Raw genomic sequence first — 24,059 nt, 5'->3', positions numbered from 1 at the left:
TTTGCTTCGAAAGTGTAATTTGTCATAAATTACACCACTGATGATTATCGATTTGATAAATAAAAGGAAGGTTATCAATGCTACGTCGCGATTTTCTTAAGTTAAGTGCTATCACATATGCTGCAAGTGCGCTGCCTATTTGGAGCCGCATCGCGGTCGCAGCAGGAAATTATCCAACATTAGCGATTCCACCCTTATTGGAGCCTGATGCGCAAGGCAACATTCAGGTCGTTATTCAGCAGGGTGTTTCGCAATTTGTTCCAGGAAAGCAAACGACGACATGGGGTTATAACGGTAATTTATTAGGCCCTGCAATTAGTTTGAAAAATGGACAAAATGTTAATATCAATATTATTAACAAACTGGCAGAAGATACCACGGTTCATTGGCACGGTTTAGAGATTTCAGGTGAGCAAGATGGCGGCCCTCAAGCGATAATCCAACCAGATACAAGCCGTAAAGTGAATTTTACGGTAAATCAAAGCGAAGCGACATGTTGGTTCCATCCTCATACTCATGGAAAAACCGGCTACCAAGTGGCGATGGGGTTAGCTGGTCTTGTATTAATTAAAGATGATGCCAGCACAAAACACGGCTTACCAAGCGATTGGGGTGTTGATGATATTCCTGTCATTTTGCAAGACAAACGCTTAAAAGATGATGGGCAAATTGATTACCAGCTTGATGTGATGAGTGCGGCTGTGGGGTGGTTCGGTGACATCATGCTAACGAATGGTGCTGTTTATCCTAAACATGTTGCCCCGAAAGGTTGGCTGCGCTTAAGGCTATTGAATGGCTGTAATGCTAGAAGTTTAAATATTTCCACCAGTGATGGACGTAAAATGTATGTCGTTGCGAGTGATGGTGGTTTATTAGCCGAGCCGATTGCGGTAACAGAATTACCTATCTTGATGGGAGAGCGTTTTGAAGTATTAATTGATGCCTCCGATGGTCGTGCATTCGATTTAGTAACTCTACCTGTCGGGCAAATGGGTATGATGATCGCACCATTTGACCAGCCTTTGCCAGTACTGCGTATTGAAACAACGTTGACGAAGGGAGAAGGTGACTTACCATCAACACTTGCAGCAATGTCTGCTATTCCTTCTCTTGCTGGCTTAAATCGCCGTCGTTTCCACTTAATGATGGATATGCGTTTGGACATGCAAGGCATGATGATGTTACGTGAAAAATATGGCGACCAAGCCATGGGTAACATGGGCGGTCATGGTGCAATGATGGGGAATATGAACCACGGTAACATGAATGCAGGTAATATGAACCATGGAAATATGAATCATGGAAATATGAATGGCAAAATGGGAAGTGGCGGCCACTGTGGTACAGGTTCTGATGGTTTGGATATTCATAATGCGAATACTATTAATGGGCAAGTTTTCTCAATGACGCATCCCGCATTCAATGCCCCTATGAATCAGCAAGAAATTTGGGTCGTTTCAGGGCGTGGCGATATGATGTTGCACCCATTCCACGTCCATGGCACACGTTTTCGTATCCTAAAAGAAAACGGCCAAGCCGTAGCGCCTCATCGCCAAGGGTGGAAAGATATTGTTAAAGTGGAAGGGCAGGTGAGTGAAATTTTAGTCGAGTTTAAACACCCTGCAACTCAACAGCACCCTTATATGGCCCATTGCCATCTTTTGGAGCATGAAGATACAGGAATGATGTTGGGCTTCACTGTCAGTTAACAGCAATATTTATTTTCAGAGAAAATGCAGTGTGAAATTTTAGCACTGTATTTTCCTTTATTAGTATATGCGTGCTGCCTATGTTAAAATTACGTGCTTTCCATTCCCATAGATGCGTAATAGAAGATGAAACATACCCTTGAAGTGATGATCTCTGAAGAAGAGATTGCTCAACGAATTAGTGAATTAGCCGATAAAATTAGTGCTCATTATCAAAAGCTTGATGGTGAATTAGTCCTTGTTGGCTTGCTGAAAGGCTCATTTATTTTTATGGCTGATTTATGCCGTAAGATTGATGTTCCTCATGAAGTCGATTTTATGACTGTTTCAAGTTATGGCAATGCGATGACATCGAGCCGTGATGTTAAAATTGTCAAAGATTTGGACGAAGATATCCGTGATAAACACGTATTAATCGTTGAAGATATTATCGACTCTGGTAATACGTTAAATAAAGTTCGTGAAATTTTCGAATTACGTGGCCCTAAATCTGTCGCTATTTGTACATTACTGGATAAACCTTCACGTCGCGAAGTACAGGTTCCTGTTGAGTGGATTGGTTATTCTATTGAAGACAAATTTGTGGTGGGTTACGGTATCGACTACGCTCAACAATATCGTCATCTGCCTTATATTGGTCATGTAACGTTACTTGAAGAATAATATTTGGTGACCTTATAAAGAAGAGCCGCGTTTAGCGGTCCTTCTTGTTGTCACCACACATAATAGGTTTAGCAGTGTGCTGAGCGCCACAGTAGGGCGTTTTTCTATTATTCGTAAGTCACTTCTACGTCCATAGTCGCATTGGCTTTACCTGGAAGAATCGTTTTTTCCATTTGTATATAATACGAGTTAAAGTATATCGATAGTTTTCCGTCAACATTTGACGGGGAAACCAAAGTGCCTCGGCCACCTATTCCCATCCTATACCACAACGTTCGGTCATTACTGTATTCTATTCTTATTCCAACACCTCTGGCTCTATCAGAAGAGTTATCTATATCTAGAACTGTGTTAGAACCTGAATATTGACGTCCTTGAAGAGCAATATTAATTTTAGTGTCTTTATCGCAATCAAAATCAATCTGCCATCTCACATCTTTGCTTTGCGTGTTGACACCACTGCCAAAGCCGGACTGACCAATAGTATAATCACCAAGATGAACATTTTGTATTCTTGATGATTGGACGGAGCAGGTATTAGAAGACACTCGCCCTGTAATATTAAAAATGGCATCGTAACCAAATGATTTAACAGAAAAAAATAAAATCATTGTTACAAGGCAATGAATTGTATATTGAATTTTTTTATTCATTGCTTCCCCTTAATTATTTCGTACAACGAATGTAATAGAGGCATTTGCCGTACCTGGTGTTGCGCTATTTGCTAATTGCTTATAGCGTGCGCGCAATTGAACTGTATTAGTTCCTGAAGTTGTCCCTGCCGCACTAATTAAGGAGCTGACTTCATTTGCATTTTTTGCTTCCCAACGTTTGCGCTCGGGTGAATAAGCTTCAACTTGAATTGCCATTCCACTCGCTGAACCTTCAGTCTGATCCAACTCAAATAGCTTTCTATCTAGTGCAGCAGGAGTTCCTTCTAAGGCGCCACTCACTTGTCGATTTACTGTTGAACAATTAAAAACCAAATCAAATTCCACCCAATCCGTCACTGAGTTACGAGGGAAGTTGCTTCCATCACCTTCTAAAAACCACATTCCTAAATCAACACCTTGCGCAGCAGAAGATATGCTACACGTTTCACCTTTAATCGAACCTGTGAAATTCACCTTGATATAGGCATCCACAGCCATCACATTCATTGGCATTAGAGATATAAAAAACAGTACAAATAGATTTAAATTATGTTTCATAAATAATGACCCTTGATTATTTATACACAAGGGTAACCGTAACCTGTGCATTACCATGAGTTGCCTTCACTTCATTTGATGTTTTGACATATCTGAATTCAAATGTTTTTGTGACAATGGGGCTCAGACTTGCTTTATCCAGCAAGGAATAGACATAATTGTTGGATAAGGTACGGTCTCCTCCTAATTTCAATGGGGAAGATTGACCCGCTTCGTATACTCGCACCGCAAACCCAGGGTTTTCGCTTTCATTTTCTAAATAAATAATATCTGTATTTATATTACTTGGATGCAAGTTATCAGCTACGGTGTAGGCTACAGACATGATGGCAGGGCAGTTAATCGTAATCGACTGTTGAGCATGGCCAAAGGTATCTCCTATATTTAACGAGCGAACTTTAGCGATGTCATGGACGCCGAGGTCGACCGATTGTCGAACTGATGAAACTGCACAAGTGCGTTGTGCCCATGAAATCAATGTTGATGCAGGCAATATTTCCCCTACTGATGAGACCCAATTCATATCACCACTGCATTGCACTTTGACTGGATTAAAATGTGTAACAGCTTTATCCGTTCCTTCAATATCTCCTTGAACGGTTTTGACATACATCATTCGTGTTTCAAGTTGTAGCGATGATGAGCCATCAATGGCACTAATTTCGCTATTATTTCCTGTTAATGGATACCATTGGCTCGTTCCTTTTTGCCTTAATGCCATGACATAACCCACGCCATTAATGCCAGTGCTAAAAACGGGGTAACTCCCTGATCCATCATTAATCACCATTCCTACGGGTTGGCTATTTACTTGAGGAGTAAAATTAAAGTTTCCCGGCCCTTCAGCAACACATAATTCTTGATTCCCTGTAGATTCAAATTGCTTCCAGCCATTACCCAATATCGCTTCACGGGGAAGTTTATGAGCTGCCGTATCAATTTCTAAATCTCCTAAATTGATACGAAACTGCCCGACACTGAGCGCGTTAAATGAAAACAAGGTAATACCAACCAAAGCAATAATTTGTTTTATATTCATATTCAAAACCTATTTTATTGGCAGTTGACGGGCAATATGGGTAAATGATGCTTCAAGTGTTCAGCGGTTAATTTATATTCGGCAACACACTGATCTTCTTGGTTTTTACCCCATTTAATTTGTAGCCGCCCTTGCTCTGGCATCCCACTGAGATACACATCACCATTATCACCGACAATACCTGAGCTCATATTTTGGTCATCACTTTGAGCGAATTGGGCCATTGCACCGAAAGGCACTGGTTTTCCATTATGAGTAACATTAAATAATAATCGGTAACCGACATGAGTTTGGTAGCTTGCCAAAATTGCGGCGCCTTTTGTTGGTACCGCATTAACTGTATTGATTTTTAATTCAACATTTTCAGGTAAAGAGTCAATGTTGAGGGATATTTCATTTTTAGTATAAGGATTGAGATAAGGCACAATTGCGTAACCTCGAGAATCGGTTGAAATATTAGCTCGATTTAAAACTTGCACATTTTCCGCACCCGGAGCTTGAATAATCGCGAAAGAATCATAGATAGGCTGAGCTAAAGTGATGCCATATGGATGAGCAACAACCGCCCCTGTTAAACCGTAGTTTGCTCGCTGTGAATATCTATCATAGCCATAGGCCGCATTAGCAACACCGTAACTTCCTCGATAAGATGCCGAGGCATTTCCACTACCACGAGTTTCTTTATTTCCATATGACTGCTGAACAGCGTAATTAATATTATTTTTTTCGCCAAGAGTACCACTTACTCCCATCATTGCGTCTGCATTGCCGCTGTTATCCGCTGTAATACTACTATTTATCGATGTGTAATTGCCGGATGTATTATTAAGTGGAATAGAAACTGAAAAAGAGAAGTAATTATCAGCTTTACGTTGATAAGCACTATCAGAATAACTGTAATTAAAGTTATAAGTGATCCCATCAAAGCTTTTGTTATAACCTGCATTTAATGAGCGTTCTTTACCCGAACGGTTCCAATAATCTTGCTGATAACTAGAAAAATAAATATTACCGAATTCATTTAGTGACTGATTTAGTGAGATTTGAAAGCGATTTTTTTTATTATCGCGATATATTTTAGGTTGATTACTGTTAGCTTCACTGAATGAATAAAAACCTTCCGTTGAGTAACGATAGTTAGCTAAAGTTACAGATGTACCAGTCGAGGTCACGTTTTTGGAGTATTGAAAACGATATGACTGCCCACTGTCGGTATCTTCTTTCCCTAATAAATTTTGGCTATTTGCTTGTGTAACATCAGCCGATAGTGCTCCCAAACTACCTAAATTAATTCCCATTCCTATCGCATAAGATTGGTAATTTTTTGATAGTAAAGTTCCAACATACCCAGTAATACCTTTTGGTAACCCATAAATAAAAGTACTTTGCAGGAAATCAGGTTCTACTTCACCGGAGGCATTAGATTTATATTTTCCCCCCGTTAATGAATACTTGAGTTGCCCTTCTCGCTGCATAATAGCAATTGATGAGAACGGAACAGTAAATGAGCGTTCAGTACCATCCGCTTCCTTAATTATAACGGTTAAGTCACCGCTAGTCCCTGTTGGGTATAAATCATCAATTTCAAATGCACCTGGAGAGACATAGGATTGATAAATAACATAGTTATTTTGTTTAATCGTAACTTCTGCGTTACTTTGAGCTATTCCCCTAATAATGGGAGCAAAACCTCTCATTGAACTAGGTAGCATGGATTCATCACTTTGTAATTGAATACCACGGAATTGAAAACCATCAAAAATCTCACTTGGTGTCGCTGTGTCACCAATCACTAATTGAGATTTTAAGAAATTAATCCCTCTTTCTAAGCTAGTCTCAATGTTTTTCCATTCGCGTTCTCCACTATTATCCGTATAAGTCGAATAGTTTTTTAAACGCCATGGGCCTAGATTTCCAGTGCTACGAAGGTTGAAATAATGAGAGTTTGTATCTTTGGCGTTATTACGACTCCAATTGTTTGAACCACTATAATAATAATTTAAGATTAAAGCAGGAACACCATTTTCCCATTGACTAGCGGGAACAGTACCTAATGCTTGTTTATTCATAGCAATTTGAGGTATTGAGATATTCAGCTTCTGTTGATTCAATTCAAGCGTAGATTTTGCCTCGGGTATATATTCGCCTATTGGGCCTATATTTTGCCCAGCAGAAAGTGCAGCCAATGCTGGAATAGAATTAACTTTAACTCCCCAAAGTGCTAATTCTTCTTTTGTTATGCGTGGAATTAATTGGCTTGATTTATCATCCTTAACAAATTCGATAACCTTAGAATCCATTAAAATACCATTTACGATAATATCGACATGATATTCTCCCGCTAACTGGCCTCCAGGGTTAGCAAACTGGTCTAAATTAGGTAGATCTGCAATATTTTGGCCATCAATGACGCTGAGTGAGCTAGGACTAAAATAATCTTCCGCAGATACATGACTAATGCTTATTCCAGCCAAAATTATTGCAGTTACTACCTGACATATTTTTTTTAATCGAAAATAAGTTACCCCATTATGCAAATCGGTTATCGCGTCATAATGACGATTTAATGGATGTTGCTTTCTTGAAATGCAGCGCATAATGAATGTTCTTCCAACTGATTATTTTAATGTCTGAGTTTTCGCTTTCGTTATCGTTCCATGGTCATTAATTGCACTCCAAGTAACTTGGTTTGCTTGAGTTCCCGAAATATTCCATGACGCTTCGCCCAGAGGAGGGACCATGCCTGGTTCTGCAATTTCTTTATTACCAACCTTCAACTCCCCGAATGAAACATAATAAGGCGTTGGATTATTTGCTTTTAAATAGCTTCCTTGTTTTTTAAAGGTTAATTTTTCATACGCAATTAATGCTTCTGCTGTTGGTAAATCTGCAGGGCGATAAAATAATTTAATCTTGTTATTAATTGAAATCGTTAAATTATTTGTTGCATTTGGGTCAGATGGTGGAATTGATTTAACATTTAGCCAATAAACTGATTCTTTATCAGAGGGTAACTGAGAATCTGTTAAAACAATTCGAATAGCATTGGCTGATTCAGGTTCAATGCGAAAAAGTGGAGGAGTTACAGTAAACGGTACTTTTTGCTTATCATTATTATTAAAATTATTTACCCAAGATTGTACAAGATAAGGTGTTTTGTCATCATTTCTCACTGAAATTGAAGCTTCTTTCTTATTGCCTTCATAAATAACACGAGTGCCACCTAAAATAACACTGGCGTTTGCATTAAGAGTCGTCATAAATAAAAGCGCTAATGAAATGAGATGCTTTTTCAAAATTTTCCCCTATAAAAAGAGGGAACGAATGTTCCCTTAATTCAGTGAACTATTGGTTATATTGAATAGTGACAGTAACGTCAGCGTTTGCTTTACCAGCAGTAACTTCATTTGCGGTTGTAACGTAACGCGCATAATATGTTTTTTCGCCACTATTACCTTTTAAATCAATACCATCAGCTTCTGTGTCTGGAGTATAGAAATTTGTTCCGTTAACATCACCAGAAATACCAATACCAACACCTTCAGCCTCATTGACAGCATATAATTGGTTGTTATCTGGGTGTGCGGTTCCTCCGAAGGTGACGCGAGCACGTGCTAATGTTGCAGGGCAGCCACTCAAGCCTATTGTTAAAGGAACTGCATCAGTTAATTCCCCGACTTTATCGAAGGTGTTAGTCATCCAAGTGCCAAGTTGCACTACACCTTCATTTTTGTTTGTATTATTAACTTCAATAGTACAAGTCGTATCAATAAATTGACCTTTGAAATTTATGGTGCCTTTAGCATTACCGCTATCAATTGCAGCATGTGCCACACTTGATAATGAAACCATAATAATTGATGCCATTAATACTGACTTTTTAAAAATCATAGGAACCTCTTATCTATCTAGTAAAGAATTATTAATTATATTCAGGTTAGATGACTAAGTTATTTTTTAATAACTATTATCCCATATATTTCACACATCAAAATTATATTAGTGTTTTTAAAGTAAATCCATTAAACGAGTAATTTTAAGTATTTTACTTAAATTGCGATGTTTAACTTTGAAATAACACTTTTAAGTTAATAATATAGATGAATAATCCAATAAACTGACATTTTCTTAACTGTTAACGATAACAATCATATTAAAATTAAATTTAAATATTATTTAAGTAACTGTAATATTGTATTTCGTTTGAAATATAATTTAACGGATATATGCAGGCCAATATTCTTATTATACGAGATGCGTGGTATTAAAAATTTCCAAAGTTGGCATTTAAGGTATTTAAAGCTTATTTGCTGTAGGGGAAATGTGAAAACTCATAAGATATGATCTGGCAGTGCTATAAAATCACCTTTTTATTTTTACCTTTTCCAGGTAAATAAAATGAATGATAAGACCATGAATTTTAATGTTTTCAACAAGAAACTATTTATGGTTTAAATTAAAGGGGTAGTAAACTCTCTTTAATATATAATTTTTTATTAAATTTACTTTAGTTTTGATTTTTTATCGAGAATATTCTTTGCTTGATTAAGTGATTTTACTTAAAAATAAAAAGGCCATATCTAATTAGCTGAATGACAACGATAGATATGACCTTTTTATTATTTATAATCTAGGCTAAATTAACTGCGTAACCCTCTACCTTGTTCAATCAAATACCAAGTTAGTAAATAAAAAACTATCAAGAAAATCATCAGTACACCAAGAGTAATTGCGATTGATACATCTGCAATACCTAGGAATCCATATCTAAATCCACTAATCATATACACGATAGGGTTTAATTTAGATATAGCCTGCCAAACTGGCGGTAATAAGGATAGCGAATAAAAGACACCACCTAAATAAGTTAACGGTGTTAGGACAAAAGTAGGAACGATACTGATATCATCAAACGTCTTAGCAAAAATTGCATTTAATAGCCCAGCAAGTGAAAATACAATAGCGGTTAGCAACAAGGTTACTACAACCATAACCCATGAATGGACTTGTAGTGGAATAAAAAATAGTGACACTAACGTGACTAAAAAACCAACTAGGATCCCACGAGCAACACCTCCACCAACAAAACCAGCAATAATTATGTGTGTTGGAACAGGTGCAACCAGTAACTCTTCAATATTCTTTTGAAATTTAGAACCAAAAAATGAAGAGCAGACATTAGAGTAAGAGTTAGTGATAACTGCCATCATGATTAACCCCGGAACTATAAATTGCATATAGTCCACACCACCCATATCACCAATTCTTGAGCCAATTAAATTACCAAAAATGACAAAGTATAGTGACATTGTAATGACTGGTGGTAATAAGGTTTGTACCCAGATACGACCAAATCGAGTGACTTCTTTTATCCAAATAGTTTTTAATGCTACCCAGTACAATGAGATCATTTTACAATCTCCTTCTCGGCCGCATGGCTTTCTTTTTTGACTAAATTAACAAATAACTCTTCCAAACGGTTCGCTTTATTACGCATACTTAAAATTTGTACACCTTGCTCGCTGAATTGGCTAAAAACACTATTTAGGCCTTGCTCTCTTTTTACATCCACTTCAAGTGTTGATGTGTCTATCAAACGAGATTCATACCCTAATAATTGAGGAACAGGACTTTTGGGCATTAGATCAAAAATAAAAGTTTCTGATTCTAGTTGGCTAAGTAGTTGTTTCATACTTGTATTTTCAACTAGCTCACCATGTTGAATAATACCAATATTACGACACAGCATTTCAGCTTCTTCTAAATAGTGAGTTGTTAAAATGATTGTCGTCCCTTGAGCGTTTAGATTCTTCAAAAATGTCCACATAGAACGACGTAACTCGATATCCACTCCTGCTGTTGGCTCATCGAGTATTAATAATTTTGGTTGGTGCATTAAAGCACGAGCAATCATTAAACGGCGTTTCATTCCACCTGATAGATTGCGGGCACGCTCATTGCGTTTTTCCCATAAATCAAGTTGAGTCAGATACTGTTCGGCACGTTCTACAGCAACTGAACGAGTGACTCCATAGTAACCCGCTTGGTTAAGGACGATTTGTAGTACTGTCTCAAAAGGGTTGAAATTGAATTCTTGAGGCACTAAACCAAGTTGTTGTTTTGCTTGTACAACTTGCTTTTCTAAATCATAACCAAAAACTTTTACACTCCCACTCGTTTTATTCACTAATGAGCTGATAATCCCGATTGTAGTTGATTTACCTGCACCATTTGGTCCTAGCAAAGCATAAAAATCGCCATCTTCAACGCTTAAGTCGATTCCTCGCAAGGCTCTTACACCACCGGGGTAGGTTTTGGTTAACTGCGATAATTCAAGTGCATATGTCATATGTAAAAAAAACCTTTATTCTTAAGATAGTTTGGCGGCAATATATCCTAATGATGCCACTTTTTTCTGTCCTATGTTATGCAGAAAAGAGATAATTAATTTATCTAAGATAATTCAATATGTTACTAATTTAGGGTTGTTTTGTCTAAAGGAGAGGTTCATCATAAGGGCATTAAAATTAGTATAACTAATTATTAATTAATCAATAAATGCTGTATAAGATTTTATCGCAAAGTAACACAATTAGGCTATAAGTCATGATGAGAAAAATAGAAGAACTGTTTGCTAACAATGAAGCATGGTCAGCATCAGTAAAAGAGCAAGATCCTGAATTCTTCAAAGAATTATCAAAAGCGCAAAAGCCAAGATTCTTATGGATAGGCTGCTCAGACAGTCGAGTACCTGCAGAAAAGCTAATTAACGCAGCACCTGGCGACCTTTTTGTTCACCGTAATGTTGCTAATTTAGTTATCCACACGGATCTTAATTGTTTATCTGTTATTCAATATGCCGTTGATGTCTTACAAGTTGAGCACATCATTATTTGTGGTCACTATGGTTGTGGTGGTATTGAAGCGGCTGTTGATAATACCGAACTCGGCTTAATCAATAATTGGTTATTACACATACGTGATATTTGGTACAGACATAGCTCTATGTTAGGTGAATTAAAACCTTGCGAGCGACTTAACCGTTTATGTGAACTAAATGTTGTGGAACAAGTTTATAATTTAGGCCACTCTACCATTATGCAATCAGCGTGGAAACGCGGTCAAAAAGTCATGATCCACGGCTGGGTCTACGGTATTAACAATGGCCGATTGCAAGACCTTCATATTACGGCGGATAGCAGAGAAAAACTTGAACTTTGTTACCGTGAAGCAATTGCGACATTAACGCAAAAAAATAATTTAAGTAAAAAGGATTGCTAAATTGCCCTCTGATTGCTGGTAAACCTATTATGTCATCAGCAATTAGAGCAAGCTTTGAAAGTAAAACCCTAAAAAACAACTTATTAACGTTGGGCAGATAAAACAAAGCGGGAAAAATAGGTATTTATCCCGCTTTATCAACAATCTCAAGCGCTATAGAATGGTGCTTTCTTATATTAAGCGACTTGTACAGGCACTGCTTTAGCCACCCTGCTCATGACATTGTTTTCATCAAAATAAGCAACCTTCGGTTTATGCGTGCGTGCATCTTCATCGTCAATTTGTACATATGAACAAATAATGAGTTTATCGCCTACCGCGGCACGGCGTGCAGCAGCACCATTAACTGAGATAATTTTTGAACCGCGCTCACCAGAAATCGCGTAGGTTGAAAAACGCTCACCATTATCGACGTTATAGATATCAATGGCTTCATATTCAAGGATCCCAGCAGCATCCATGAAGTTCTGATCAATCGCACATGACCCTTCGTAGTGTAGGTCTGCCTGTGTGACTGTGACGCGATGGAGTTTACCTTGTAACATTCTTCTTAACATTTCTTCTTCGTCCTTCAAATTGCAGCGTTGTTGACTACGTACGTTCGCCCTAGTCACATACTTATGTATGCTCCTAGGGACTCACTTACTTGCCGCCTAGCTGCAATCTGAATGACTTTGAATAAAATCATAGTGCCTTCAAAACTGCAGCGTTGTTGACTACGTGTATATAAGTCGCAACAGGCTTAGCAACGCAGCAAGATGGTTGCTGTGATAGTGTTATAAGTCTTATTGTTTTATGCAATATCGCGTTGCAGGTCAACTTGTAAATTGTCAATAAGACGCGTTTGACCTAACCATGCCGCCATTAAAATAACCGCACGTTTACTGGAATCACCAAGTGGTAACAACGTCTCTGCATCGCGAATAAATAGCTCATCAGGAGTAAAACTGGCTTCACGTAAGCTATTATTCATCTCTTCAATAATAACCTCAGATGCGCTAGGTTCAGCCACTAATTTTTCACCCGCTTGTTGCATAATTTGATACAGCTTAGGCGCTATTTTTAGCTCTTCTGCTGACAAATTATTGTTACGTGAACTCAGTGCTAGGCCATTTTTAGCTCTAACCGTTGGGACACTAACAATTTGAGTATCAAATGATAAGTCAGAAACTAATTTGCGAATTAATTGCAACTGTTGGTAATCTTTTTCACCAAACAAGGCAATATCTGGCTGAACTAAGTTGAACAACTTAGTGATAACCGTTGCGACACCTCTAAAATGACCGGGACGGCTTGCGCCTTCTAACATGGTCGATAACTCAGGAACTTCAACAAAAGTCTGTTTTTCCATCCCTTCTGGGTAGAATTCTTGCGGGGAAGGTGCAAAAACTAAATTGATATCACGACGCTTTAATTTTTCGCAATCTTCTTGCAAAGTTCGTGGGTAATTGGCTAAATCAGATTGCCTATCAAATTGCATTGGGTTCACGAATACACTGGCAATCACAATATCAGCCTGTTTTTTCGCTTGGTCAATGAGTGTTAAGTGACCATCGTGTAAATTACCCATCGTTGGGACAAGTGCAATACGTTTACCTTCTTGTTTCCAACGACGAATTTCACGGCGTAAGATAAGTGCCGTTTCAACGATAAGCATACGTGTGTTCCTTATAATTACTGGCATCAATTAAGAAAAAGAATGTGCTTCACTTGGGTAAATGCCATCTTCCACTTCTTGGATATACATACGAATAGCATCATGAAGGTTGCCTGCTTGAGCTAAAAAGTTTTTAGCAAATTTAGGCGCTCGTGCGGTAATACCCAGTGCATCATGCATAACAAGGATTTGTCCATCAGTTCCATTTCCTGCGCCAATACCAATCACCGGTAATAGCAGTTCTTCAGAAACATGACTTGCTAAGGCAGTTGGAACACATTCGAGAACCAATAATTGGATACCTGCATTTTCTAATGCAATTGCATCTTTGAGTAATTGATTTGCCGTGACCTCATCGCGTCCTTGGACTTTATAACCGCCAAGAACGTTTACTGCTTGAGGTGTTAAACCTAGATGACCACACACAGGAACAGAGCGTTCTCCTAGCATTTTTACGGTATCACATAACCAGCTGCCACCCTCAATTTTCACCATGTTTGCACCCGCTTGCATCAAAATTGCTGCATTAGAACAAGCTTGTTCTGGTGTGGCGTAACTCATGAATGGCATATCTGCAATAATGAAGGCGTTTGGTGCACCTTTGCGAACGCATCGGGTGTGGTAAGCAATTTGCTCGACGGTCACAGGTAAAGTAGATGATTCACCTTGGATCGTCATTCCCAGTGAGTCTCCAACGAGCATCACCTGAATACCTTGCTCATAAAATAATTGAGCAAAGCTTGAGTCATAGGCTGTCATGGTTGCAAATTTGTGTTTGTCTTTTTTAAACTGACATAAATCAGCCAGAGAAATTGGTTTCATTATAATAACCTCCGGAAATGATCTCCCTGCGACCATACCTCATAAGAGGTTGAACATTTTAGGCTGGAATATCCCAAAACGTTAGGCCATTTCGAGGGACTTGTGTGAGTCTTTCTGAAAGCTTTTCGCCATCAGGAAAAACAAGGGAAGGGGCGATTTCGCTAAGCGGATACAACATAAACTCACGCTCTTTTAGCCCATAATGTGGAACGATTAACCGTTCAGTATTGATGATACGGTTACCAAAAAGCATGATATCGAGGTCAAGCGTTCGTGGCCCCCAACGTTCCTCTTTGCGTACACGGCCAAGCTCAAGTTCGATTTTTTGTGTATGGTTAAGAAGAACTTCAGGCTCAAGGCTTGTTTCTAGTAGCACAGCCAGATTCAAAAAATCTGGCTGGTCCTGTGGGCCTAATGGTTTGGTTCGATAAACAGAAGAGGTAGAAACAACGCGGCTATTAGGAATAGCATCTAATGCTGCAATAGCTTGCTGTGCCTGTAGCAGCGGCTCACCAAGGTTACTTCCTACAGCAATATAGACTTGTTCCATTGTATTCTCTCTATCTATTATGACTTATTCGGCCGGCGCGCGCCGGTTCCACCTTGTGATGAACGTGGGCGATGGCGGCGGCGAGTAGGGGCACTACCTAATTCCGAAATCATTTCACGCTGTTTGATATTATTCGCTTGTTGAAAATCAGTCCACCATAACGCTAACTCTTGTAACTCGTTGCGGTGCTCAACATTGGCTCTTAATTCTAATAAATCAAACGCTGCACGGAATTTTGGGTGCTCCATGAGTTTATTTGCGCGACGACCTTGGCGGCGAGGTAAGCGTAATTGCAATAACCAAATATCACGCATAGTGGTTGTAATGCGTTTTGGGATCGCAATCGAGCGGCACTGTTCATCTAATATATCATTCATTGCCAGCGCAAAGGCGTCGTAATAGGCCAACCCGCCTTCTTGAGATAGCTTCTCAGCATGCTCAGTAACTGGATACCATAACATAACAGCAAATAAAAAAGCAGGGTTAACACGCTTATCATTTTTTAGTCTGAAATCAGTATTTTTGAGGACTTGCTCAATGATTTTTTCCATTGGCGAATCACTGTTATCAGTAAATCGGCTTGCGACAACAGGGAAAAGTTGCTCAAACAAACCATATTTTTTGAGCATTTTATTAGTCGCGTAACCTTGGCCTGCTTGGAGTAATTTGAGTGATTCTTCAAATAACCGAGCAGATGGAATTTCTCTCAATAAATGAGCGAGTTGGTAAATTGGTTCTGCGGTTTTCGGCTCGATGCTCATATTTAATTTGCAGGCAAAACGTACCGCTCTTAGCATTCTGACTGGGTCTTCACGATAGCGCGTTTCAGGGTCACCAATTAAACGAATAACGCCAGCTTTGAGGTCTTTCAAACCATTAACGTAGTCACGTAATGTGAAGTCTTCAATATTGTAATATAGGCTATTAACGGTGAAGTCCCGACGAATCGCATCTTCCTCAATAGAACCAAAGATGTTATCGCGTAACAACATACCGTTTTGCGCTTGTGCAGATAAGTTTTTGTCATCTGACACATTTTGGTCATGGTGGCCACGGAAAGTTGCAACTTCAATAATTTCGGGGCCAAACATAATATGGGCTAGACGGAAACGACGACCAACTAGACGGCAATTACGAAATAATTTGCGGATCTGCTCAGGTGTTGCGTTCGTAGTTATATCGAAGTCTTTAGGCTTTTGGCCTAAAAGCAAATCACGCACACCACCCCCCACTAAGTAGGCTTCAAAGCCACTTTTATTTAAGCGATACAGTACTTTTAATGCATTGTCACTAATATCACTACGCGAAATAGGATGTTCGGAACGCGGGATAACAGTAATGTTTTCGTCGTTTACGGTTGTCATTGTAGGGCGCTTCTCAGGTGTTGAATCGGCACGTTGAGATTGACGAACCGTTTTTTTAATAGGGGCTGTTTTATGGGGTTGAGCGGTGTTCTGCTCTTTAGATGCGGTTTGCGCATGAGCAGAATGAGTGACTGGCCTTTTACCGGCTGCCTGTATATCTCGCGAAGTATCACGATGTTGTTCTACATCTTCAGGGGATGCGTCTGTATTGCGAGATAAAATATTACGGCAGAAATTTGCTACTCGGTTAAAAATAGTACACCTCGATGTCATTACCAATATTCATTAAACAAAAATAAGCGGCTAATCATAGCTCACAGAAGTTTCTTTGAGAATGGTTAAACGAATAAAAGTCATCTCTAATTATAAACGTTACCAATAAAATTTACGCAAAATAATAGCTCAAAAAGCGATCTCACTATAGAAGTATAGGTTTAGAAGCCTTATTTTAAGCGCTTTTTTGTTGTTAGAGGATTATTCAACTTCAAACTATGGGGTTAAATAACAGCCTAATCTATCTCCGTAAAAAATTACGTGAAAGTAAATGTTTATCTTACTTAAAAGAGCACGGTAGGACGTTATCGCCAACCAATTGGCAAAAAGATGCGGGAAGGATAGATTTTATGTGATAGCTAACGCAAGGAATAAGCTCTGAGTGGAACATAACAGAATGTAACGTTTCCTTGTAACGGCGCAGTAATATGCGCCGTTCAGGACTCCATATAGACACTAGCCAGCCATTTGCTTTTCGCGAATTTCAGCTAATGTTTTACAGTCGATACATAAATCAGCGGTAGGACGGGCTTCCAAACGGCGGATACCAATTTCTACACCACATGATTCACAATAGCCAAAGTCGTCATCTTCAACTTTTTTCAGCGTTTTTTCGATTTTCTTAATCAGTTTACGTTCACGGTCCCGGTTACGTAATTCAAGGCTGAATTCTTCTTCCTGAGCGGCTCTATCAACGGGGTCTGGAAAGTTAGCTGCCTCATCTTGCATATGAGTAACAGTCCGGTCCACTTCATCTCTGAGTTGATTGCGCCATGCTTCGAGAATGAGCTTAAAATGCGCCAACTGGGCCTCGTTCATGTACTCTTCGCCAGCTTTTTCATGATAGGGTTCAACCCCAGCAATGGCGAGAATGCTTAAGGACGATGTCTTACGTTTTTGCCCTTCTTGCATAATGCTTCTCCTACACACGCAAATTTTACAAAAACCCCAAGGGGGAAAAATTAAGGTCGCTATAAATAGCAGAAGACTGCGCTCTTGGCAATCGTTCCTGCAATGAGTTTTGTAATGCTGTGAGGGCGAGCGTGTTTATTCCCTTTTTAGCGCCCAGAACTCTGCGGCCTCGTATAAAAAACGGTTAAAAAAACTTTATTTAATAGAGTTAAAGTGAATCTGCTTACTTAACACCATTTGTTGAACAGTTATATCAGCTTGATAACAAAGCACTTCAACACCACTTTGTCTCGCTTCCTCCAATAAGAGCGCATATTGTTTATCAATATGTGCCGCTGCAGATGCTACGTGAATACCTGTGTGTAAAGCAACAAACAATAGTATGGCTCTTTTTCCTTCTTTCGCAATATGCATGAGCTCTCTTAAATGTTTTTGGCCTCTAAGTGTCACTGCATCAGGAAAGAACCCCTGATTATTTTCTAGTAAAGTTACTGATTTTACTTCGATAAAGCAATCTGGTAATCCATTTTGCGTGAGATAGAAATCGATTCGGCTATTTTCTGTGCCATATTTAACTTCAGGCTTTATTACGCTGTATTCGGATAATTCTGGAATGTGTTTTTCGGCTAAGGCTTGTGCAACTAATTGGTTCGCACGAAGGGTATTAATGCAAATAAAGTGGCCATTTGTGGTTTGGGTTAACTCCCAACTATACGGATATTTGCGTTTTGTATTATTGGACGTCGAATACCAGATGGTATCACCAGGGGTAGCACAACCTGTCATAGCGCCTGTATTCGCACAGTGAATTGTAATTTCTTCGCCGCTCGGTAAAGTAACATCAGCCAAAAAGCGCTTGTAACGTTTAATTAAAGTAGCTGGTTGTAAGGCGGGTTCAAATTCCATGGGATCTCCGCTATCGTTGTCGGTAATATGCTTACTGGCAAAAGAGGCTAATGCTACAATGTCTGACAGTAAAAGTTAAATACATGGAGTGATAACCTCAGTGTTACCGATATTCGAAGTTTGTGAGGACATACTTACCGCGTTAGTCGCTTCACCTCAAGTTTTGCTTCATGCACCTACAGGTGCAGGTAAATCAACGGTTTTACCGTTAGAAATATTAAAAAGTGGGGTTATTGATGGGCGGGTTATTATGTTGGAACCCCGTCGCTTAGCGGCACGTTCAGTAGCGGCTCGCCTCGCACAGCAACTTGGTGAAGATATCGGTCATACCATTGGTTTACGCATGCGATCTGAAACTAGAGTTAGTCGCCACACGCGTCTTGAAGTCGTGACAGAAGGCGTACTGACCCGCTTACTGCAAAATGACCCAATGCTTGAAGGGGTTGGCTTAGTCATTTTAGATGAGTTTCATGAACGAAATTTACAGGCAGACTTAGGTCTCGCTTTGTTAATTGATTCACAGCAAGCCTTACGTGAAGATTTACGTATTCTATTGATGTCAGCGACATTGGATAATCAAGGGCTGAATCAGTTGTTTCCTGATGCTCCAGTTATCACCTCACAAGGGCGTACGTTCCCCGTAATACGTGAATATCATCCGATTAACCCAAATAAACTCTTCCATAAAGAAGTGGCGCTAGCGGCTTGGCAGTTATTGCAACAAGAGCACGGGTCTTTATTATTATTTCTTCCAGGTATGGGGGAAATCGAGAAAGTAAGAGTAGAACTCGCTTCGATGGTAAGTGAGGACATACTTTTATGTCCTTTATACGGAGCACTATCTCTACAGGCTCAGCAACAGGCGATACAGCTGGCACCAGAAGGAATGCGAAAGGTCGTATTAGCCACCAATATTGCGGAAACCAGTTTAACGATTGAAGGGATCCGCCTTGTGATGGATAGTGGTCTTGAACGTGTGGGTCAGTTCAACCCACGAACAGGACTGACAAAGCTCATTAAACAGCGAATCAGCCAAGCATCGATGGCGCAGCGAGCCGGTCGAGCAGGCCGTTTAGAAGCAGGTGTTTGTTGGCACTTATTTAGTGAAGAGCAAGCTGAACGTGCAACTCAATTTAGCGAGGCTGAAATTGCACAAAGTGACCTAAGCAACTTATGGTTATCTTTATTACAGTGGGGCTGTCACGACGTGGCACAGCTGAATTGGCTGACTTTACCCCCGAAACCTGCGATATCTGCGGCAAAAAATTTACTCAGTCAATTAGGTGCCATTGATGTGGCTGGTAAGTTAACGCCTTTTGGGCAGCAGATGGCGGTGTTAGGCAGTTCAGTGCGAACAGCGGCAATGCTATGTAAGGCACAACAAACCCAAAATCAGCATGTTATTCAATTAGCTGCGTTGCTGGTGGCGATTATCGAGGAACCTCCTCGTCAACAAGATGCGGATCTTCGTTATTATATAGAAAGGCCAACTGAGGGGTGGTGCAAGAGAGCATCAGTACTTTGCGAACAAAAAGTGTTGAGTACCATTGGCCAGCAAGATGCGCTAATTAGTGAGTGGTTACCAACGTTGTTAGCTGTGGGTTATCCCGATCGCATTGCGAAATCTCGAGATAACCAACATCGCTATCAATTAGCGAGTGGTTTGGGGGCAATATTGGGTGAATCGGATAGGCTAATGGGAGAGTCGTGGTTAATGGTGGTGTCTTTATGGCAACCCGAAAATATGGCGGATGCGCGTATTTCCTTGGCTTACCCTATTGAAATTGACAGATTACAAGCAGATTGCCCATCTTTATTTAACACTCAAGAAACGGTCGAATGGGATGAACAAAAAGGGACCTTATTAGCTTGGAAACGCTTGCAATGTGGCCAATTAGTAGTGAAATCAGAACGTTTGAGCAACCCTGATAAGGCTGAGATTTGCCAAGCGCTGGTTTATTGGTTGAAGCAAAATGGCTTGCAGCAGTTAAATTGGCAAGAAGATGCTTTGCAATTGTGTATTCGCTGCATGCTAGCTAAGCGGCATTTTCCTGATATTGCTTTTCCTGATTTTGATGATATAGCGCTATTAGATTCGTTAGGTGAATGGCTTGAACCTTATCTTGATGGCATAACAAATAAGCAAAAACTACAGCAGATTGATTTAGCCTCTTTATTAATCAATCGATTAGATTGGCAGCAGCAACAGTGGTTAGAAAGTATGTTTCCGAAGACCTATCGAGCGCCATCTTTACATGATGTAAGTATTCACTATTCGTTAGATAAGCCACCAGTGATAGCTATTCGTATGCAAGAGATGTACGGGGAAAAAGCGAACCCGACAGTAGCACAAGGGAAAATTCCTATTACGCTCTCTTTGCTTTCTCCTGCGATGCGGCCATTGCAGATTACACAAGACCTTGGCGTATTTTGGCAGGGCAGCTATAAAGAGATACAAAAAGAGATGAAAGGGCGTTATCCAAAGCATTTATGGCCGGATGACCCTGCAAATACTGCGCCAACGAGACAAACAAAAAAAGCGATGATGGGTGCGAAATAACCTATTTTTGTGCTCTAATAGCGGGTTTCCTCATTCAGGTTATCGATGCGTTAACCTGAGTAAGGAAATGTAATTAAGAGCTTTCTTTGGTGAAATCTCTGAGGTTATGAGCCAAAATTAACCACTAAATTGGCGTAACTAGTGAGTTATTAAGTTATTTTGTCATGTGATATGGAGTGACCATGTCAGGTAAAGATTTTGAACCGATCGGCAGACGTAATAAAAAAACTGCTGGGAAAAAACAGTCTTCATCTCGCCGCCGTAGAGACCGCGATGACTATGACGATGAAGACTTATTTGAAGATGATGATATTGATGAACAATATCTCGATGATGAAGATGAAGAAGAGCAAATGGCTAAAAAAGGCTCAAAAAAGAACAAGCCTCGGAAGGTAAAAAGTAAATGGCGTTGGTTTTGGCTGCTAGTCAAACTGATGATCGTGTTTGCTGTTTTACTCGCGGCATATGGTTTTTATTTAAACCAACAAATTAAAGAACGTCTCGATGGTAAGGTTTGGGACTTACCCGCCGCAGTATACGGCCGGATGGTTAATCTTGAACCGGGCATGGACTACAGCCAGGCTGAAATGGTTCGCCTGCTTGAAGGTATGCAATACCGTAAGGTGAGTAAAATAACGACATCGGGCGAATTTGTAGTACGCGGTAATAGTATCGAAATCTTACGCCGACCGTTCAATTTCCCTGATCAAAAAGAAGGGCAAATACTCGCGCGTATGGTGTTTGATAATAACGCGTTGAGCAAAATTGAAAATATGGAAAATGGCCGCTCATTTGGCTTTTTCCGCTTGGACCCGAAACTGATCACAATGATGCAGTCGGCGAATAATGAGCAACGGTTAGTTTTACCGATATCTGATTTTCCTGAGTCCTTAGTTAAAATCTTACTAGAAACCGAAGATCGAAACTTTTATGAGCACGATGGGGTCAGTTTGTACTCTATTGGCCGTGCTGTTGTTGCTAACTTAAGTGCAGGACGCTCTGTTCAAGGGGGAAGTACCTTAACTCAGCAGTTGGTCAAAAATCTCTTTTTGACCAATGAACGGACATTAAAACGTAAAGCCAATGAAGCGTACATGGCGGTTTTACTGGACTACAACTACAGCAAAGAGCGCATTTTAGAGCTGTATTTAAACGAAGTCTTTTTAGGCCAAAATGGTAATGATGAAATTCGTGGTTTCCCATTAGCGAGCTTGTATTACTTTGGTCGTCCAATCAACGAACTAAGTTTTGATCAACAGGCGTTATTAGTCGGTATGGTGCAAGGGGCATCAACGTATAACCCTTGGACTAAGCCACAAAATGCGATTAAACGCCGTAATATCGTACTGAAAATCTTGGAAACACGCGGTGTGATTGACCAAGAAATGTATCAGGTACTGAGCGCAAGGCCTCTCGGTGTGAAAAACAAAGAAGGGCTAGTGGCTTCTCAACCTGCCTTTATGCAAATGGTCCGTTTAGAACTCAATGAAAAATTGGGCGATAAAGTTAAAGAACTCTCTGGTGCGAAAATTTTTACCACTCTAGACCCTGTGGCTCAAACTGCGGCTGAGAATGCAGTTGAGAATGGTGTCGCTGATTTACGTAAATCTCGTAAATTAGATGACATAGAAGGTGCAATGGTGGTAGTTGACCGCATTAATGGCGAAGTACGCGCTATGGTTGGTGGTTCTCAGCCCCAATATTCAGGGTTTAACCGTGCGTTAAATGCACGGCGCAGCATTGGTTCTCTGGCAAAACCTCCGGTATACCTCGCTGCACTAAGTGAACCGGACCGTTTTCGTTTAAATACATGGTTAAAAGATGAGCCACTAACAGTAAAAGTCGGGAATCAAAACTGGAGCCCAAGAAACTACAGCCGTAATTTCAACGGCCGTATGATGTTAGTTGACGCTTTGGCAAAATCACAAAATATCCCAACGGTAAACTTAGGGCTAGAGGTTGGTTTAGACCAAGTGTTTAATACTTTTGTACGCTTAGGAGCTCCTGCGGCTGCCATGGAAAAAGTTCCTGCGATGTTATTAGGTGCAGTTAACCTAACACCAGCGGAAGTTGCTCAAGTTTATCAAACCATTGGTGGTGACGGTAATCGTGCGAAATTATCTGCATTGCGTTCTGTTATTGATGGAGATGGCAATGAAATTTACCAAAGCTACCCATCAGCAGAGCGAGCAGTACCTTCCCAAGCGGCATACCTCACATTGTATGGTATGCAGCAAGTGGTTAAACAAGGTACGGGCAGAGTCTTATTGACCAAATACGCCAAGTATAATTTAGCCGGTAAAACAGGGACAACTAACGATCTACGCGATAGCTGGTATGCAGGTATTGATGGCAAAGAAGTGGCGATTGTGTGGGTTGGCCGTGATAATAACGGTCCAACACAATTAACAGGGGCGACAGGCGCACTGAAAGTGTACCAACGCTACTTAGATAACCAAGCGCCATTAGCACTTATCAACCGTGCACCAGAGGGCATTGTTGATATGCAAGTCACTGCTGACGGCCAATTAAGTTGCTCAAACTTCGGCGGCGGTAGAATGTTGCCGATTTGGACAGATAACCCAGAAGGGTTATGCCAAGCGTCAGAAGAGCAAGCCCCGGTCTGGGACTTAAATGGTAATAATGGCGAGCAACAAGATGATGCGCCGGATTGGGTTAAGGATATGTTTGGCAATAATCCCTAAATTCTCGTCATATTTCAAGTTGTGACTGTGTTGGCTTCATTCGTCAACCCTAGTCACATACTTGTGTATGCTCCTAGGGATTTCCTCATTTGCCGCCTTGCCACAACTCGAACTATTTAGAGAATTAATTAGTTGGTGAATTGCTTATTTGAATGTTAATTAGTTAGGGAATTGTGGTGTAAGGCTCTTCTCGTCATATTTCAAGTTGTGACTGTGTTGGCTTCATTCGTCAACCCTAGTCACATACTTGTGTATGCTCCTAGGGATTTCCTCATTTGCCGCCTTGCCACAACTCGAACTATTTAGAGAATTAATTAGTTGGTGAATTGCTTATTTGAATGTTAATTAGTTAGGGAATTGTGGTGTAAGGCTCTTCTCGTCATATTTCAAGTTGTGACTGTGTTGGC

At 40.1% G+C, this 24,059-nt stretch carries 20 protein-coding genes; 5 read left to right on the top strand and 15 right to left on the bottom strand.

Going from position 1 to position 24,059, the window contains the following annotated elements:
- Positions 1-77: 77 nt before the first annotated feature.
- Together cueO and hpt are read left to right on the top strand one after the other, a co-directional pair.
- Positions 78-1,709 carry a multicopper oxidase CueO gene (gene cueO, locus SJ312_RS09070; RefSeq protein ID WP_319867472.1) on the top strand — a complete coding sequence of 544 codons (1,632 nt, stop codon included), beginning with the start codon at positions 78-80 and terminating at the stop codon, positions 1,707-1,709.
- A 126-nt stretch (positions 1,710-1,835) separates the two neighbouring features.
- Positions 1,836-2,372, top strand: coding sequence for a hypoxanthine phosphoribosyltransferase (gene hpt / locus SJ312_RS09065; RefSeq protein WP_004260548.1), 537 nt, complete (start codon positions 1,836-1,838; stop codon positions 2,370-2,372).
- A gap of 107 nt (positions 2,373-2,479) precedes the next feature.
- On the opposite strand, the gene SJ312_RS09060 is transcribed toward hpt, so the two are convergent.
- From SJ312_RS09060 to SJ312_RS09025, 8 genes are all read right to left on the bottom strand, one after another.
- Positions 2,480-3,025 carry a fimbrial protein gene (locus SJ312_RS09060; RefSeq protein ID WP_096863285.1) on the bottom strand — a complete coding sequence of 182 codons (546 nt, stop codon included), beginning with the start codon at positions 3,023-3,025 and terminating at the stop codon, positions 2,480-2,482.
- A gap of 9 nt (positions 3,026-3,034) precedes the next feature.
- Positions 3,035-3,583, bottom strand: a complete 549-nt coding sequence (locus SJ312_RS09055; protein WP_165880064.1) for a fimbrial protein — start codon at positions 3,581-3,583, stop codon at positions 3,035-3,037.
- A 16-nt stretch (positions 3,584-3,599) separates the two neighbouring features.
- The gene (locus SJ312_RS09050) at positions 3,600-4,622 is read right to left on the bottom strand and encodes a fimbrial protein (RefSeq protein WP_004260537.1); all 1,023 of its coding nucleotides are present in this window, start codon (positions 4,620-4,622) and stop codon (positions 3,600-3,602) included.
- 14 nt (positions 4,623-4,636) lie between these two features.
- A complete protein-coding gene (locus tag SJ312_RS09045) occupies positions 4,637-7,219 on the bottom strand; it encodes a fimbria/pilus outer membrane usher protein (protein ID WP_319867469.1) in 2,583 nt (860 codons plus the stop codon).
- Between the two features lie 21 nt (positions 7,220-7,240).
- Complete coding sequence (locus SJ312_RS09040; protein ID WP_165880068.1) at positions 7,241-7,918, bottom strand: molecular chaperone; 678 nt, start codon at positions 7,916-7,918, stop codon at positions 7,241-7,243.
- A 49-nt stretch (positions 7,919-7,967) separates the two neighbouring features.
- Positions 7,968-8,513 carry a fimbrial protein gene (locus SJ312_RS09035; RefSeq protein WP_004260526.1) on the bottom strand — a complete coding sequence of 182 codons (546 nt, stop codon included), beginning with the start codon at positions 8,511-8,513 and terminating at the stop codon, positions 7,968-7,970.
- Between the two features lie 749 nt (positions 8,514-9,262).
- Complete coding sequence (locus SJ312_RS09030) at positions 9,263-10,033, bottom strand: ABC transporter permease (protein ID WP_004260522.1); 771 nt, start codon at positions 10,031-10,033, stop codon at positions 9,263-9,265.
- A complete protein-coding gene (locus SJ312_RS09025; RefSeq protein WP_004260518.1) occupies positions 10,030-10,971 on the bottom strand; it encodes an ABC transporter ATP-binding protein in 942 nt (313 codons plus the stop codon). The genes SJ312_RS09030 and SJ312_RS09025 overlap by 4 nt, the downstream gene beginning before the upstream one ends.
- 257 nt (positions 10,972-11,228) lie before the next feature.
- Between SJ312_RS09025 and can the strand changes: the two genes are divergently transcribed.
- Positions 11,229-11,903 (top strand): carbonate dehydratase, encoded by a 675-nt coding sequence (gene can / locus SJ312_RS09020; RefSeq protein WP_004260515.1) that lies wholly within the window; start codon positions 11,229-11,231, stop codon positions 11,901-11,903.
- 176 nt (positions 11,904-12,079) lie between these two features.
- Here the strand turns inward: can and panD are convergent, their stop codons facing one another.
- The 7 genes from panD to sfsA form a co-directional block, all read right to left on the bottom strand.
- Complete coding sequence (gene panD / locus SJ312_RS09015; protein WP_036958294.1) at positions 12,080-12,460, bottom strand: aspartate 1-decarboxylase; 381 nt, start codon at positions 12,458-12,460, stop codon at positions 12,080-12,082.
- A gap of 236 nt (positions 12,461-12,696) precedes the next feature.
- Positions 12,697-13,560: a pantoate--beta-alanine ligase gene (gene panC, locus SJ312_RS09010; RefSeq protein WP_036958293.1), complete on the bottom strand. Its 864-nt coding sequence runs from the start codon at positions 13,558-13,560 to the stop codon at positions 12,697-12,699.
- 30 nt (positions 13,561-13,590) lie between these two features.
- On the bottom strand, positions 13,591-14,382 hold the full coding sequence (panB, locus tag SJ312_RS09005) for a 3-methyl-2-oxobutanoate hydroxymethyltransferase (protein WP_036958292.1): 792 nt from the start codon (positions 14,380-14,382) through the stop codon (positions 13,591-13,593).
- 58 nt (positions 14,383-14,440) lie between these two features.
- Positions 14,441-14,932: a 2-amino-4-hydroxy-6-hydroxymethyldihydropteridine diphosphokinase gene (folK, locus tag SJ312_RS09000; protein ID WP_094960949.1), complete on the bottom strand. Its 492-nt coding sequence runs from the start codon at positions 14,930-14,932 to the stop codon at positions 14,441-14,443.
- A gap of 17 nt (positions 14,933-14,949) precedes the next feature.
- Complete coding sequence (pcnB, locus tag SJ312_RS08995; protein ID WP_319867519.1) at positions 14,950-16,296, bottom strand: polynucleotide adenylyltransferase PcnB; 1,347 nt, start codon at positions 16,294-16,296, stop codon at positions 14,950-14,952.
- A 729-nt stretch (positions 16,297-17,025) separates the two neighbouring features.
- Positions 17,026-17,481, bottom strand: a complete 456-nt coding sequence (gene dksA / locus SJ312_RS08990) for an RNA polymerase-binding protein DksA (protein ID WP_004260494.1) — start codon at positions 17,479-17,481, stop codon at positions 17,026-17,028.
- A 195-nt stretch (positions 17,482-17,676) separates the two neighbouring features.
- Positions 17,677-18,387 carry a DNA/RNA nuclease SfsA gene (sfsA, locus tag SJ312_RS08985; protein ID WP_004260493.1) on the bottom strand — a complete coding sequence of 237 codons (711 nt, stop codon included), beginning with the start codon at positions 18,385-18,387 and terminating at the stop codon, positions 17,677-17,679.
- 100 nt (positions 18,388-18,487) lie between these two features.
- Here sfsA and hrpB point away from each other — a divergent pair, with 100 nt between their 5' ends.
- Both hrpB and mrcB read left to right on the top strand, forming a co-directional pair.
- Positions 18,488-20,947 (top strand): ATP-dependent helicase HrpB, encoded by a 2,460-nt coding sequence (gene hrpB / locus SJ312_RS08980; RefSeq protein ID WP_319867465.1) that lies wholly within the window; start codon positions 18,488-18,490, stop codon positions 20,945-20,947.
- A 182-nt stretch (positions 20,948-21,129) separates the two neighbouring features.
- Positions 21,130-23,652, top strand: a complete 2,523-nt coding sequence (gene mrcB / locus SJ312_RS08975; RefSeq protein ID WP_094960952.1) for a bifunctional glycosyl transferase/transpeptidase — start codon at positions 21,130-21,132, stop codon at positions 23,650-23,652.
- Positions 23,653-24,059 lie beyond the last annotated feature (407 nt).

It is taken from the genome of Providencia sp. CIM-Carb-044, assembly GCF_033901115.1.
Lineage (GTDB): Bacteria > Pseudomonadota > Gammaproteobacteria > Enterobacterales > Enterobacteriaceae > Providencia > Providencia hangzhouensis.
The sequence above is the reverse complement of the archived record's forward strand: the minus strand, read 5'-3'. Positions and strand labels throughout refer to the sequence as shown.